Genomic DNA, 13,327 nt, shown 5'->3' on the forward strand with positions numbered 1-13,327 from the left:
CTGAGCAGCATGCGACATGTCGACGACCTCGACGCCCGGATCCTCCTGGCGCTCGACGCGGATCCACGGGCCACGACGGTCGCCCTCGCGGACCGGCTGGGCCTCGCCCGCAACACCGTGCAGGCGCGCCTGAAGCGGCTGGAGGAGAGCGGTCTTCTCAGGGAGCACAGTCGGCGCGTGGCACCGGCGGCCCTCGGGTATCCGCTGACGGCCCTCATCACGATGTCGATCAGCCAGCGCGTGGGGCAGCCGACGCAGGAGGCGATCCTGCGGATCCCCGAGGTGGTCGAGCTGCTCGTGACCACCGGCGACGGCGATCTGCTCGCCCGCGTCGTCGCGCGGGACACCACGGACCTGCACCGGATCACGAACCTGCTGCTGGAAGCACCCGGCGTGGTCCGGTCGAACACCACGATCGTGCTGCAGGAGGTGCAGCCGTTCAGTGTCCGGTCGCTCCTGCGGCGGCACGCCGGGGACTGACGCGGCGCCGGTACGCGCGGCGGAGCGGATGCCCGGCGCGGCGGAGCCAGAGCACGTGACGGCACAGGTGCGTGCGCCGGAGCGGTCCGTCCGCCGCCGTGGCGGTCAGGCGGAGTCCCGGTCCTGCAACCGGAGCGGGCCCGGGCAGGCCGTGTTCGGCGCACACCTCGCGGACGCCGTCCAGCCGGGGCTGAGCCAGGACGTCGAGTCGCGGCAGGTCGGGGTAGGCGTAGCCGATCCGGCGGTGCGCGCCGACGAGGTGGCGGGCCTGGAGCGCGCCGATCGGTTCCTCGGACACCAGTGGCGACCGGACGTCACTGTGCGTCCTGCCGTGCATCGTCATGACGACCTCGATGCCCGCGGAGCGCATGGCGTGGGCCTCGGACTCGGGAATCTCGTTCAGCGCACGGGCCGACGAGCGCACTGGACGTCACCACCCAGGCCGCCGGGGACCCTGGTGCTCCAGCACGGGCGCATCGTGGAGGAGGGGCGCAGCACCGATGTGTGCGACCGGCCGCGGCACGCGTACACCCGGCGCCTGGTGGCGGCCGCGCCCGTCCCCGATCCCGTCGCCCAACGGGAGCGTCGTCTCCAGCGGTTGGCGGTGGAAGCGGTCTTCTGACCGCTCCCACCGGGGTGCGCGCCGTCAGTCGTCGAGCGGCTCGTAGTCGAACCAGTCGAAGTGCGCGGCGTCCGCCGAGGCGTACATCCCGAGGACCCGGCCGGTGAAGCCTCCGGCGACCTCGGTGGAGAGGTAGCGGCCGTCCAGCGAGGCGAGTGCGGTGAAGGTGCCGTCGGGTTCCTCGAATCCGAGCGTGACGGTGTCGGGGCCGGCGAGCGGATCGTGCGCGGCCCGCACGACCCCCGTCTCGGCGCGGAGGACCACGGGCCCGGTCGGCGCGGGACGGGAGGCCACGATGGTGTTCAACGGGCCGATGCGGGCCCGGACCCGCACCTGGCCGGAGGAGACGTCGACGCTGTAGTGGTGCTGCTCGTCGAGGCGTACGGCGAGGCCGCCGTGCCCGTCCGCGGCGTCGAGGGAGGTGCGCACCCGGCAGGCCACGTGCTGCTGCCGTCGTCCCACGAACGTCACGTCGGGCTCGTCGAGCGAGCCGCCGCGGGCGCGAAGGGTCAGCCATCCGGGCCGTTCCTTCGTGGTGCAGTCCTCCGCGGAGCGGTGCCGCAGGGAGACCCAGTGCGGGGCGAGTTCGCTCGTGTCGAAGTCGTCCCGGACCTCGGGCGCGGTGGCCGGGGGCAGGCGCGGCCAGGCGGGTGCGGGCATGGTGAGGGAGACCTCGCCCACGACGGGCCAGCCGTCCACCCAGGTCACGGGCGCGAGGTAGGTCTCGCGGCCGAGGACGTGCCAGCCGGGGGTGCCGCCGCCGGGTCGTACGCCGAGGAGGACCATCCACCAGGTGCCGTCGGGGCCTTGGACGAGGTCGGCGTGGCCGGTGTTCTGGATGGGGTGGTCGGTGCCCCGGTGGGTGAGGATCGGGTTGGCGGGGCAGGGCTCGAACGGGCCCGTGGGTGTGGGGCCGCGGGCGATGGAGACGCCGTGGCAGCGTTCGGTGCCGCCCTCGGCGATGAGCAGGTACCAGTGGTCCCCGATGCGGTAGAGGTGCGGCGCTTCGGGGGCCTTGGCACCGGGCGTGCCGGACCACAGGCGGCGGGAGGGGCCGAGGGTCTCCCCGGTGTGGGGGTCGATGGGGACCTGTGCGACGCCCGCGGTGGTGCACCAGCAGGTGCCCTCCTCGTCCCAGGCGAGGTCGGGGTCGATACCGGGCACGCCCGGCAGTCGTACGGGCTCCGACCAGGGGCCGGCCGGGTCGGTGGCCGTGAACAGCAGATTGCCGTCGCCGCTGACGTTCGTGACGATCAGCCAGAAGCGGCCGTCGTGGTGGCGCAGGGTGGGGGCGTAGATCCCGCCCGAGGCGGGGGTCTCCCTGGGGAGGCGCAACTGGCTGGGCCGGTCCAGGGCGTTGCCGATCTGGGTCCAGTGGACCAGGTCGCGGCTGTGGAAGAGGGGGACGCCGGGGAAGTACTCGAAGCTGGAGCAGGCGAGGTAGTAGTCGTCGCCGACGCGGCAGACGGACGGGTCGGGGTAGAAGCCGGGGATCACCGGGTTGCTGAAGGTGTTGCCGGTATCAGGCAGGTTGGACACCCTGGTCGAGTCCTTTCACCGACGGCCGGTGCCGCGCGGGGTGCCGTACCCGGCGGGCGGCGTCGAAATTTTTCGCTACGTCCTCTGGATACTTTCCGAACGAGGCTAGCCAGGGGCCGTCCGTGGGGTCAATGGGCCCTCGTGTACCGCCGGGAGCGCAAGAACCCGGCCGGTCAGGCCCGTTGACGTCCGCCGAGATCCCACTGCCCGTCACTCTTGCGCTCGGGCCCTGTGCGTCGGCGCTCCGGCGGAGTTGCGGTCGCGGCATCTCCTCCCGTCACAGCTGTGGCCCCGGCCACAGCTTCATGTTAATTTCTCCGCCGCTCATCGCGAAAGTTGCTCTGCCGAATCCATATCTGTGTCGGCTTCGGGCCGGCTCCACGTGTCGCACACCCCCACAACAGAAGGTGCACGTGATGACGAGGAGACTCGCACGACTTCTTCCGCGACGGCGCCGGTCGTCGCGGATCCCGCGGAGACCGACGGCACTCGTCCTGGCGCTCGTCCTGCTTCCGCTGCTGCCCTCCACGGCGCTGGCCGCCGATCCCCCGGTGCCGCCGCCCAGTTCCCCGGCCGCCCGCAGCGCGGTGGCGGCGATGCAGCCCGGCTGGAATCTGGGCAACACCTACGACGCCGTCCCCGACGAGACGTCCTGGGGCAATCCCCCGGTGACCAGGGCGCTCTTCCAAAAGGTCAAGTCACAGGGCTTCAAGAGCATCCGGCTGCCCGTCACCTGGGGCATCCACCAGGGGGCGGCGCCCGACTACCGGATCGACGCGGCCTGGATGGCGAAGGTGCGCCAGGTCGTGGACCTGGCGCTGAGCGAGGACCTGTACGTCCTGCTCAACATGCACCACGACTCCTGGATGTGGGTGAACAACCTCTCCACGGACCACGACAGCGTCCTCGCCCGCTACACCGCGACCTGGACCCGGATAGCGGCCGAGTTCCGTGACAGGTCGCCGAAGCTGGCGCTGGAGAGCATCAACGAGCCCACGTTCAGCGGTACGTCCGGGGACGACGAGGACTACCGGCTGGTGGCAGAGCTGAACAAGGTGTTCCACCGGATCGTCCGCGGGTCCGGCGGCGGGAACGCGAACCGTCTGCTCGTGCTGCCGACGCTGTACACCAACGCCGACCAGGGCCGGCTCGACGCGTTGGCCACCGAACTGACGGACCTGCGCGACCCCATGGTGGCCACGACCGTCCACTTCTACGGCTGGTGGCCCTTCAGTGTGAACATCGCCGGCTACACCCGGTTCGACGCCACCTCCGAGCAGGATCTCACCGGCACCTTCGACCGGGTGTACAACGCCTTCACCGCGCGCGGGATCCCGGTGGTCATCGGCGAGTACGCGCTGCTGGCCTACGACCACAACCGGCCCGGCATCATCCAGCGGGGCGAACAGCGCAAGTACTTCGAGTTCCTCGGCGACTACGCCCGCCGGCGAAACCTCACCACCATGCTGTGGGACGCCGGCCAGTTCCTGAACCGCCACACCCTGCAGTGGCGTGACGCGGAGCTGTTCGGGCAGATCAAGTCGAGCTGGACCACACGGTCAGGAACCGCCTCCAGCGACATGGTGTTCGTGCCGAAGTCCGGGGCCGTCACGAGCCAGGAGCTCACGCTCAACTTGAACGGCACCGACTTCCAGGGCCTGCGGCACGGCTCCCGCCATCTCCTCAGGGGCAGGGACTACACCGTGTCCGGCAACCGGCTCACCCTGACGGCCACCGCGCTCACCGCACTGGTCGGCGACCGGGCGTACGGGGTTAACGCGACGCTGGAGGCAAGGTTCTCCCGTGGTGTCCCCTGGCGGATCGACGTGATCAGCCACGACCGGCCGGTGCTGTCGAGCGCCTCGGGGAACACCAGTGGGCTGAGCGTTCCGACGCAGTTCCGGGGCGACATGCTCGCGACCATGGAGGCGAAGTACGACGACGGCGGCAACGCGGGACCGGCCAACTGGACGTCGTACCAGCAGTGGGACACGGCCTTCTCGGCGTACACCAGCGACTCCGTCAAGCTGACCGCCGAGTTCTTCACCTCGCTCCGGGACAACGCGCGCGTGACACTCACGTTCCACTTCTGGAGCGGCGCGAAGGTCACGTACCACGTCACCAAGTCGGGCAGTACCGTGACCGGTTCGCCCGCCTGATCCCGCTCACCAGTGCCGTCGCCGCGCGGCCCGCTCCCCCGGCCGCGCGGCGTCGGCAGCGGCGGGAGCGGAGGCGGTGGTCACGGGAGGAAGGGCGGGACCAGGCCTCGAAACGCTCCCCCGGTTCCGCCTGTGGACAGCGCAGATCAAGCCCCCGGTGCCGTCACCGGTGCTTGTGCAGGTGCCATAGGGTTGCCCTCCGCGGGACTGCAGGGGGAAGGGAACAGCCCATGACCGCAGGGCCCGTCCCTCCGCCCGGAGACCCCCCGTCGGACGGGATCCCGAAGTGGGCCGGGCCTGCCGGCTGCGCGCCCGCCGTCGGGCCCTGGACCTGCTCGCCGTCCGGGGCGGCCGCGCCGCCGAACGTGCCCGGCACGCCACCTCCCGGACCGCGCTGGAACTCGCCCACTGCCGCGCGCTGATCGCCTCGGGGCAGCCGGAGGAGGCATGCGCGCGGGCCCACGACCTGCTGGGAGCGCCTCACTTGCGCCCTCAGCGACCGGCAGGTGCTCCAGGTACACGCCGTCTGCGCCGACACCGAACGGCAACTCGGCCGGTACCCGGAGGCGGCAGCCGTCGTCCGCCCGAGCCCCGAGGGGCCATCGGCCTACGAGGAACGGACGGAGTGAGGGGACGCCGAGGAACCGGCGAATCGCCGGGGCCACGGACAGCCGAGCGCCCCGGAAGATCGGCCGGAGCCCACCCTGCCCGGTCGGCGGGATCATGCGCGGCCGACGTCCCGGGTCCAGCACGCGGATCGCGCCGTGCTGCGTGTCCTCTCCGCGCTGTGCGCCACGCACGCCGGGGATCTCGCGGAGGCCGGACCCGAGGTGACGCACTGTGCCCGACCGTTGCACCAGCCCGACCTGCGCAGTCAGAACCGTGTCCCGCGGCGGCGGCCCCGTGGGGAACTTCCTCGGAGCCGTCCGCGTCACCTGCGCGCGCGGTGGGTGGTGTGGCCGCGGGTGAGCAGCGCGCCCAGGGCGATCATGCCGATGCCGAGGACGAAGTGCAGCCAGTCGTCGGCCGTGTTCAGCGGGACGAAGTTGGCGTCGCTGTGGTGGTCGACGATCAGGCCGTACACCCACAGCACCAGATAGACGGCGCCTCCGACGAGCAGGTAACTGCGGGCGCCCGGCGTGGTGCGGGACAGGAGCAGTCCAGCGGCGCCGAACGCCAGATGAACGAGGTTGTGCAGGATCGAGACCTGGAAGACGCCCAGCAGCTCGGCGCCGGATTCGTGGGAGGCGAACTCCATCGCGTCGTAGTCCGTGGTGACGCCCGGTATGAATCCCAGGATCCCGACCAGCAGGAACACCGCTCCGACCAGCAGCGCCGCCTGCTGGACCGGGGTACGGGCTCGTGCCGTCGCGTGTGTGTGCGTGGTCATGGCGGTGGCCTTCTTCTCGGGGCGCGTCACGGTGAGCGCCTGCGCGCGCCGAGTACCCCCGGCACCCCAGGATGAAGCCGGACAAAACCTACTGTTCCGGGCATACCTGCCGGCCGCCGGCCTCGGGCGGGCGTCAGCTCAGGGGGACCGGGCGGTCGTAGATGTTGTCCGGTGTGACGACCTCGGTGATCGCGCGGGCGACGAGGGAGGAGGGTTCCTGGCCCTCATGGGTGATGTCGGTGTTGAGCAGCAGCACCAACGTGGCCTTCTTGGAGGGGAGATGGACGGTGACGCTCTCATAGCCCGGCAGGGAGCCATTGTGGCCGATCCACCCTCCGGTCTCCAGGATGCCGAGGCCGTACCTGGTGCCGGGGAAGCCGGTCGGCAGCATCTTGAGCCGCTCGCGTTGGGTCGCCGCGCTGAGGAGCTTCCCGGTGGCGACGATCTCCGCCCAGCGGCGCAGGTCGTGCAGGTCCGCGATCATCGCTCCGGCGGCCCAGGCCCAACTGGGGTTCCAGTCGGTGGCGTCCACGACCTCACCGGTGAGGATGTCGTCCGTGTAGCCGTGCGGGTGCGGCTCGGGGAACTCGGCGCCCCCCGGGAAGAAGGTGCGGTGCAGCCGGGCGGGGCGGAGCACCCGCTCGCGGAGGAAGTCGGCGAAGGGGCGTCCGCCGACCCTCTCGACCACGAGCCCGAGCAGGATCAGGTTGGTGTTGCAGTACTGGAAGGTCGTGCCCGGCGCGGCGGTGTTGGGGTGCTTGAAGCCGTAGCGGAGGAGTTCCGCCGGGGTGAACGAGCGGCTCGGATCGCTGAACAGAGCCTGCATGAAGTCCTGGTCGGCGGTGTAGGGGAACAGGCCGCTGCGCATCTCGGCGAGGTGGCGCAGGGTGATCCGGCGGCCGTTCGGTACTCCCGCGACGTACCTTGAGATCGGGTCGTCCAGGCGGATCTTGCGGTCGTCGACGAGTTTCAGAAGTGCGGTGACCGTGAAGGTCTTGGTCTCGCTGCCGATCCGCACGAAGACATCGGTGGTCATCGGCGTGCCGGAGGCGGTGTCGGCGACGCCGGTCGCCCGGACGTAGTTCCCCCTGCCCGGCATCCACAGTCCGGTGACGATCCCGGGGATGCCCGCCTCCCGGCGGGCCTCCTCGATGGTCCGGTCGAGCCGCGCGGTCAGTTCCGGTCCGAGGCCGTCCGGCGGGCACGCCTGCCGGTCGGGGCGACCGGAGGACTGGAGGGCCGCGGCCGGGGCCGCCGCCAGCGGGGCGAGCACGGAGGCCACGAGCAGCGCCGCCGAGAACTGTCTGCGGGAGGGGGTGGGTCGCATGCGGTGCCTCTTCCGGGAGGTCATCGGGTCAGTACTCGAAAGATCACCGTCCCGGCCCCGACCGAAGACCACCGTCCAGGACGCGCTCCGGTGAGTCCACTCTTTCGGCGCCATAGGGGTGCCGAAGGGCTCTCCCGGGGTGCCCGGTGGTCCCGGCCATGGGGTCGGGTGACCCATGGTCCGGTGCGGGGCGCGGGACGACGCTGGAGGTGACAGGGTCCGTACGCCCGTTCTGGAGGTCGTCATGAACGCTCCCCCCACCCCCGGCATGCTGCGGGCGTTGCCCGCCGAGCACCGGCAGCGGCTGATGCGGTTCGCCCGCGAGGTGTCGTTCCCCCAGGGCGCCCGGATCTTCGACGAGGGGGGCACCGCCGACCGGTTCTGGATCATCCGGACCGGCACGGTCGCCCTCGACATGCGGGTGCCCGGCCGCCGCCCGGCCGTCATCGAGACCCTGGGACACCACGAGCTCATCGGCTGGTCCTGGCTGTTCACCCCGCACGTCTGGCACCTGGGGGCCGAGGCCACCAGCCCGGTGCGCGCCCACGAGTTCGACGCCACCGCGATCCGTCTGATGTGCCAGGAGGACCCCGCGCTCGGCTTCGCCGTCGCCCAGTGGGTCGGCGGCATCCTCGCCCACCGTCTGCACTCGGCCCGCACCCGGCTGCTGGACCTGTACGCGCCCTACGGCAGCGGCAGCCTCCTGTGACGGCCGACAGCTGACCACCGGCACCTGACGACAGACAGCTGACGGCAGTCGTCTGGCGTTCGACGGCCCCAGTGACGTGACGACCAAGGAGACATGATGCACGGCAGCCCGCACATCGTGAGCGACGTGATGACCCACACCGTCGCCGGCATAGGCAGCGGCGCCGCCTTCAAGGAGATCGTGCGGATGATGCACGACTGGAAGGTCAGCGCCCTGCCCGTCCTGGAGGGCGAGGGGCGCGTCGTCGGTGTGGTGTCCGAGGCCGATCTGCTGGCCAAGGAGGAGTTCCGCGACAGCGACCCAGACCGGTACACCCAGCTCGCCCGCCTGGCCGACCTCGCCAAGGCAGGTGCCGTGACGGCCGGGGAGCTGATGACCTCCCCGGCCGTCACCGTCCGCGCCGACGCGACCCTCGCCGAGGCCGCGCGGACCATGGCGCACGCCCGGGTCAAGCGGCTTCCCGTGGTCGACGAGCTGGGCATGCTGGAGGGGATCGTGAGCCGGGGCGACCTGCTGAAGGTGTTCCTGCGGGGCGACGACGAGATCGCCGAGGAGGTGCGCCGGGAAGTGGTGTCGTACCTCTTCCCCGCGCCGGACTCCGCCGTGCGCCTGACCGTGCGGGAGGGGGTCGTGCGGCTCGGCGGGCGCGTCCGGGACACCTCCCTCGTGCCCGTGGCCGCCCGGCTGATCCGGGCCGTCGAGGGCGTCGTCGACGTCGAGTTCGACCTCACGGGGCGCTCCACCGGTTCGGCCGGCGCCCCGTCGGGACACGGGGAGAGCGTCGTCCCGTCGTCGTGACCCGCGACGGCGGCGGGCACCGGCCGGGGGTTTCGCGACTCCGGCCGGTGCCCGCTGTCACGTCGTCGCGGGGCTGACCAGGGTGTCGGCGCCGGTGCGGCCGGCGAAGTAGTCCTCGACGTTGGCGATCGTCGTGGCGGCGATCTGCTCGACGGCTTCCCGGGTGAAGTACGCCTGGTGCGAGGTGACCAGCACATTGTTGAAGGTCATCAGCCGGGCGAGGCGCTCGTCGGTCATCACCTCCAGCGACTTGTCGAGGAAGAAGAGTCCGGCCTCCTCCTCGTACACATCCAGACCGACCCCCCTCAGCCGTCCCGCGCGCAGCGTGTCCAGCAGGGCGTCCGTGTCGATCAGACCGCCCCGGCTGGAGTTGACCAGGAGCGCGTCGTCCTTCATCAGGGCGAGGGCGGCCGCGTCGACCAGGTGGTGGGTGCTCTCCATGAGTGGCACGTGCAGGCTCACCAGGTCCGCCTCGGCGAACAGCTCCTCCCGTGAGACGTACCGCATGCCGAGGGCCAGGCAGTCGGGGTTCTCGGCGGCGTCCCAGCCCAGCAGCCGCATGCCGAAGCCGTGGGCGATCCTGGCGAACGCGGTACCGATCTTGCCGGTGCCGACGACGCCCGCGGTCCGGCCGTGCAGATCGCGGCCCATCAGTCCGGCCAGCCGGAAGTCGAACTCTCGGGTGCGATGGGCGGCCCGGACGATGCGCCGGTCGACGGCCAGGGCCAGCGCCCACGCGAACTCGGCCACCGCGTACGGGGAGTAGTACGAGACACGCGACACCGTCAGGCCGAGTTCCCCGGCCGCCGTCAGGTCGATGTTGTTGTAGCCGGTGGCACGCTGGGCGATCATCCGGGTGCCCCCTGCGGCCAGGGTGCGCAGCACTCCCGCGTCCAGGGTGTCGTTGACGCCGCAGAGGACGACGTCGTGGCCGTCGGCGGTCGGGGCGGTGTCCTGGTCCAGGAACAGCGACAGGCAGCGCAGCCGGTGCCGGTCGGCGAACGCCCGGTCGAAGGCCGCCCGCAGCAGGGGTTCCTCGTCCGACTGGACGCCGTACGCGACGATCTCCACGTGCTTTCCTCCCATGAGGCGAGTGATCACTCTCCCACCGTAGGTCGCGACGGTCGTCGCCACGGGCCCGGCGGCTCCGGGCGTCCGGACGGCCGCCGCCCTGTGCGCCGGTGAGGGCGGCGGCCGTGGCGCGAGTCCTCCTGCTCTCCCCTGTCAGGAGGGCTCGCTGGGCACCCTCGCGGCTGCGCGGGTGCGTGCCCGCCGGCTGGCAGCCGCGAGGTGTGGCTGGGGCCCGCCGTCAGCCCGGTCGGGTCGGCGGAGGGCCGATAGCGGGCCGGTGGAGGGCCGGCCCCGGTGGAGGGCCGGTGGTACTCACCGTGCGGCGCGGCTCCCGCCCGGCGCGACACCCGCGAGTTCCGCCGCCCGGCCGGCGGCCCATTCCCGGATGGCGGGGAAGTCACGGAAGTCCCCGCCCTTCCCGGACCGGAGGATCATGCCGGCGACCCAACCCTTGGCCCCTTCCTCCAGGCAGCCGCCGAAGGTGACGTGCCCGTTGGCGTCGAGGCGGACCATGGCCTTCCGCACGCCGGGGACGGGCGGGATGTCCCGTTCCGAGGCGGAGGGGTCGAGGGGGCCGCTGCTGAACAGCCACAGGGGGCGTTCGGCGAGGGCGTGACGGTGCCGGCGCAGGAAGCGCCGGGCGTCCTTGTGCCAGCGTCCCGCGTAGAGCGCGCCGCCGACGACGACCGCGTCGTACGGCGCGAGGCTCGGCACGGAGGGAGCCGGGAGTGCCTCGGCGGTGAGTCCCGCCTCGTTGAGGGCGTCCGCGACGGTCTCGGCGATCGTCGCGGTGGATCCGTTGGTCGTTCCATAGGCGACCAGCACGCGGGTGGACATGTGGTCCGCCTCCTCTCGGGAGCCGTGGTGGGTGCGCGTGTCAGTCATCGTGCGCCCGGTGGGGGACGACGGCGACCGCGCAGGCGGCGTGGTGGAGCGCGGCGTGGGCGACGCGGCCGAGCTGGAGCCCCACGAGGTGCTCAGGGCGGCGCCGGGCCCCGACGACCAGCAGGTCGGCATCGGCGGACGCGTCGAGCAGCACCTTGCGGGCGGGGCCCTCGGCGGTGCGCCGGCGCACCCGCACGGTCGGGTACTGGGCTGCCATGTCGTCGAGCGCGGCCTCCAGGGTCTCGGCGGCGCGTTGTTCGTGCAGACGGGCGGGTTCGCCCGCGAGCAGGGGGTGGTCGGTGGTCTCGTGCGCGGGGCACCGCCAGGCGCGTACGGCCTCCAGTACCGCGCCCCGGCGCTCCGCCTCCTCGAAGGCGAAGCGGACGGCCTCGGCACCGTGCGCCTCCTCACCGACGCCCAGCAGAATCCGGCCGTGCGTCACCGGCTGCGGCTGCCCGTCGGGGTGGCCGCGCAGCACGACCACGGGGCAGGTGGCGTACGCGGCGACGCCTAGGCTGACGGAGCCGAGCAGGAACTCGGCGATGCCGCCGCGCCCCCGCGCGCCGAGGACCAGTGCGGTGGCCTGCCGTCCCTCCCGGACCAGCGCGTACTCCGGCTCCTCCGGGACGATCAGGCTGGTCACCTTCACGTCCGGGCGGCGGTCACTCACCCGCCGGGCGGCGGCGTCGACGATGTCCTCGGCGAGTGTCTCCTCGGACGGTTTGCCGAGGTCCTCGGCGAGGGCGGCGCCTTCGTAGCGCTGCCACAGCGAGGCGTGCACCAGCCGCAGCGGCACCCCGCGCAGGGCGGCCTCGTCGGCCGCCCAGTCCACGGCCCGCAGGCTGGGTGCGGAGCCGTCGACTCCGACGACCAGGGGACGTTCCATCGGTGGTCCTCCTCGGAGGGTGGGGAGCGCGGGCGCCCCGTCACGGGTGGGCGATCACGGCCACGGGGGCGGTGGAGTGGTGCAGGACGGCGTGGGTGACGGGGCCGATGTGTGTGCCGACGGGGTTGCGGCGGATACGGCGGCCGACGACCACGAGGGACGCCTCGCGGGAGGCGTCGACGATGTGGTGGGCGGGGCTGCCCCAGCGGCACACCTCGGTGACGTCGACGTCGGGGAACTTCACCTGCCAGGGCCTGAGTACCTCGGTCAGGGCGGTGACCTGGTTGGTGCGCAGCTCGGGGCCGAGTTCCGGGTCGGCGGGGATGGCGTAGGCGTAGTACGGCGGCGGGTTCCAGCCGTTGACGACCCGCAGGGCGGTTCCGCGGCGGGAGGCCGCGTCGAAGGCGAACTCGATCACGGTGTCGTGCGGGTTCTCGGTGTCGATGCCGAGGACGACGGGCCGGAAGGGGGTAGCGGCCGACGGGATGCCGACGGGGTCGGCCTGGTGCTCGTCGGCGGCCTGTTCCCCGGCGCGGACGAGGACGACCGGCTGCTCGGCGTGCGCGACGACCATCTGACCGACGGAGCCCACCAGGAAGCCGCCGATGCCGCTGAGCCCCCGGGAGCCGAGGACGAGCAGCGCGGCGTCCTTCGCCGCGCGGGTCAGGACCTCGCCGGGTCGGCCGCTGATCTGTTCCACGGTGACGTCCACGCCGGGATGCCGCAGCCGCAGCCCTTCGGCCGCCTCACGCGGGATGCGCTCGCTCCAGTGCTGGAGCGTCTCGGCGGCGAGCAGCGGTGCCTGGGCGATGGGGTCGGGTACCGGTTCCCAGACGTGGACGAGGGTCAGCGGCAGGTCCCGCAGCTTCGCCTCGCGGGCCGCCCACTCGGCGGCGGCCCGGCTCTCGGCCGAACCGTCGAGCCCTGCGACAACGGTGTTCACCATGGTTCTGCCTCCTGAACGGGGGGTGTGCTCCCAGCTTCGTGCCGCGGGGGCCGGTGGTGGAGGGGCCGCAAGTCCCCGGCAGGGGCCGAACGTCCCTGCTGCGACCGGTTCGGTGCGGAGTCCCGCCGTGTGGCTCGCGCCCGGGCCTCTGTGCGGTGGATGCTGATCTCCACGCGGTGGAGGGAGGCCCATGGTCCAGGGCTCGGGCAGACGGCACGTTCCGGGGTGGCGCCGCCTGGCCCCCGGGCTCGGCACGCTCCTCGGCTACCGGCGGGCGTGGCTGAGGGGCGACGTCCTGGCCGGGGTGACGGTCGCCGCGTATCTGGTGCCGCAGGTGATGGCGTACGCGGGGGTGGCGGGGCTGCCGCCGGTCGTCGGGCTGTGGGCGATCCTGCCGGCCCTGGCCGCGTACGCCCTGCTCGGCTCGTCCCGGCTGCTGTCGGTGGGCCCGGAGTCGACGACGGCGCTGATGACGGCGACAGTGGTGGCTCCACTCGCCGCCGGGGACCCGGACC

General features: G+C 72.4%; 15 protein-coding genes. 7 read left to right on the plus strand and 8 right to left on the minus strand.

Features of this window, described 5'->3' with window-relative positions; genetic code table 11:
• Positions 1–9 precede the first annotated feature (9 nt).
• Complete coding sequence (locus tag AOK23_RS05250) at positions 10–480, plus strand: Lrp/AsnC family transcriptional regulator (protein ID WP_055711571.1); 471 nt, start codon at positions 10–12, stop codon at positions 478–480.
• On the opposite strand, the gene AOK23_RS48770 is transcribed toward AOK23_RS05250, so the two are convergent.
• Entirely contained in the window at positions 440–904 is a 465-nt protein-coding gene (locus tag AOK23_RS48770; protein WP_055711572.1) for a type 1 periplasmic-binding domain-containing protein, read from the minus strand. The genes AOK23_RS05250 and AOK23_RS48770 overlap by 41 nt on opposite strands.
• 33 nt (positions 905–937) lie before the next feature.
• Here AOK23_RS48770 and AOK23_RS49385 point away from each other — a divergent pair, with 33 nt between their 5' ends.
• A complete protein-coding gene (locus AOK23_RS49385; RefSeq protein WP_240496257.1) occupies positions 938–1,102 on the plus strand; it encodes an ABC transporter ATP-binding protein in 165 nt (54 codons plus the stop codon).
• A gap of 24 nt (positions 1,103–1,126) precedes the next feature.
• Here the strand turns inward: AOK23_RS49385 and AOK23_RS05260 are convergent, their stop codons facing one another.
• Positions 1,127–2,641, minus strand: coding sequence for a glycoside hydrolase family 43 protein (locus AOK23_RS05260; protein ID WP_055711573.1), 1,515 nt, complete (start codon positions 2,639–2,641; stop codon positions 1,127–1,129).
• 416 nt (positions 2,642–3,057) lie between these two features.
• Between AOK23_RS05260 and AOK23_RS05265 the strand changes: the two genes are divergently transcribed.
• The gene (locus AOK23_RS05265) at positions 3,058–4,800 is read left to right on the plus strand and encodes a cellulase family glycosylhydrolase (RefSeq protein WP_055711574.1); all 1,743 of its coding nucleotides are present in this window, start codon (positions 3,058–3,060) and stop codon (positions 4,798–4,800) included.
• Positions 4,801–5,306: 506 nt separating this feature from the next.
• A complete protein-coding gene (locus AOK23_RS51350; RefSeq protein WP_276205715.1) occupies positions 5,307–5,429 on the plus strand; it encodes a hypothetical protein in 123 nt (40 codons plus the stop codon).
• Between the two features lie 302 nt (positions 5,430–5,731).
• Here the strand turns inward: AOK23_RS51350 and AOK23_RS05270 are convergent, their stop codons facing one another.
• Together AOK23_RS05270 and AOK23_RS05275 are read right to left on the minus strand one after the other, a co-directional pair.
• The gene (locus AOK23_RS05270) at positions 5,732–6,190 is read right to left on the minus strand and encodes a DUF4383 domain-containing protein (RefSeq protein WP_055711583.1); all 459 of its coding nucleotides are present in this window, start codon (positions 6,188–6,190) and stop codon (positions 5,732–5,734) included.
• Positions 6,191–6,323: 133 nt separating this feature from the next.
• Complete coding sequence (locus AOK23_RS05275; protein ID WP_055711575.1) at positions 6,324–7,517, minus strand: serine hydrolase domain-containing protein; 1,194 nt, start codon at positions 7,515–7,517, stop codon at positions 6,324–6,326.
• A 244-nt stretch (positions 7,518–7,761) separates the two neighbouring features.
• Here AOK23_RS05275 and AOK23_RS05280 point away from each other — a divergent pair, with 244 nt between their 5' ends.
• Both AOK23_RS05280 and AOK23_RS05285 read left to right on the plus strand, forming a co-directional pair.
• Positions 7,762–8,226, plus strand: coding sequence for a cyclic nucleotide-binding domain-containing protein (locus tag AOK23_RS05280; protein WP_055711576.1), 465 nt, complete (start codon positions 7,762–7,764; stop codon positions 8,224–8,226).
• Positions 8,227–8,322: 96 nt separating this feature from the next.
• Positions 8,323–9,024, plus strand: coding sequence for a CBS domain-containing protein (locus AOK23_RS05285; RefSeq protein WP_055711584.1), 702 nt, complete (start codon positions 8,323–8,325; stop codon positions 9,022–9,024).
• A gap of 57 nt (positions 9,025–9,081) precedes the next feature.
• Here the strand turns inward: AOK23_RS05285 and AOK23_RS05290 are convergent, their stop codons facing one another.
• The 4 genes from AOK23_RS05290 to AOK23_RS05305 all read right to left on the minus strand — a co-directional run bounded on the left by AOK23_RS05290 (position 9,082) and on the right by AOK23_RS05305 (position 12,812).
• The gene (locus AOK23_RS05290) at positions 9,082–10,095 is read right to left on the minus strand and encodes a 2-hydroxyacid dehydrogenase (RefSeq protein WP_055711577.1); all 1,014 of its coding nucleotides are present in this window, start codon (positions 10,093–10,095) and stop codon (positions 9,082–9,084) included.
• A gap of 312 nt (positions 10,096–10,407) precedes the next feature.
• Positions 10,408–10,932, minus strand: a complete 525-nt coding sequence (locus AOK23_RS05295) for a flavodoxin domain-containing protein (protein WP_055711578.1) — start codon at positions 10,930–10,932, stop codon at positions 10,408–10,410.
• 40 nt (positions 10,933–10,972) lie between these two features.
• Positions 10,973–11,866: a universal stress protein gene (locus tag AOK23_RS05300; protein ID WP_055711579.1), complete on the minus strand. Its 894-nt coding sequence runs from the start codon at positions 11,864–11,866 to the stop codon at positions 10,973–10,975.
• A gap of 40 nt (positions 11,867–11,906) precedes the next feature.
• The gene (locus AOK23_RS05305) at positions 11,907–12,812 is read right to left on the minus strand and encodes a universal stress protein (protein ID WP_055711580.1); all 906 of its coding nucleotides are present in this window, start codon (positions 12,810–12,812) and stop codon (positions 11,907–11,909) included.
• A 190-nt stretch (positions 12,813–13,002) separates the two neighbouring features.
• On the opposite strand from AOK23_RS05305, the gene AOK23_RS05310 reads away from it, so the two are divergent.
• Positions 13,003–13,327 (plus strand): SulP family inorganic anion transporter (locus tag AOK23_RS05310; RefSeq protein ID WP_240496258.1); only part of this gene is annotated, 325 nt, incomplete at its 3' end.

It is taken from the genome of Streptomyces torulosus, assembly GCF_001419765.1.
In the GTDB taxonomy this organism is placed as follows: domain Bacteria; phylum Actinomycetota; class Actinomycetes; order Streptomycetales; family Streptomycetaceae; genus Streptomyces; species Streptomyces torulosus.

Coding starts and splice junctions, on each gene's coding strand:
- AOK23_RS05250 (WP_055711571.1), top strand. CDS start 10: ATGCGACATGTCGACGACCTCGACGCCCGGATCCTCCTGGCGCTCGAC.
- AOK23_RS05265 (WP_055711574.1), top strand. CDS start 3,058: ATGACGAGGAGACTCGCACGACTTCTTCCGCGACGGCGCCGGTCGTCG.
- AOK23_RS05270 (WP_055711583.1), bottom strand. CDS start 6,190: ATGACCACGCACACACACGCGACGGCACGAGCCCGTACCCCGGTCCAG.
- AOK23_RS05275 (WP_055711575.1), bottom strand. CDS start 7,517: ATGCGACCCACCCCCTCCCGCAGACAGTTCTCGGCGGCGCTGCTCGTG.
- AOK23_RS05280 (WP_055711576.1), top strand. CDS start 7,762: ATGAACGCTCCCCCCACCCCCGGCATGCTGCGGGCGTTGCCCGCCGAG.
- AOK23_RS05285 (WP_055711584.1), top strand. CDS start 8,323: ATGCACGGCAGCCCGCACATCGTGAGCGACGTGATGACCCACACCGTC.
- AOK23_RS05295 (WP_055711578.1), bottom strand. CDS start 10,932: ATGTCCACCCGCGTGCTGGTCGCCTATGGAACGACCAACGGATCCACC.
- AOK23_RS05300 (WP_055711579.1), bottom strand. CDS start 11,866: ATGGAACGTCCCCTGGTCGTCGGAGTCGACGGCTCCGCACCCAGCCTG.
- AOK23_RS05305 (WP_055711580.1), bottom strand. CDS start 12,812: ATGGTGAACACCGTTGTCGCAGGGCTCGACGGTTCGGCCGAGAGCCGG.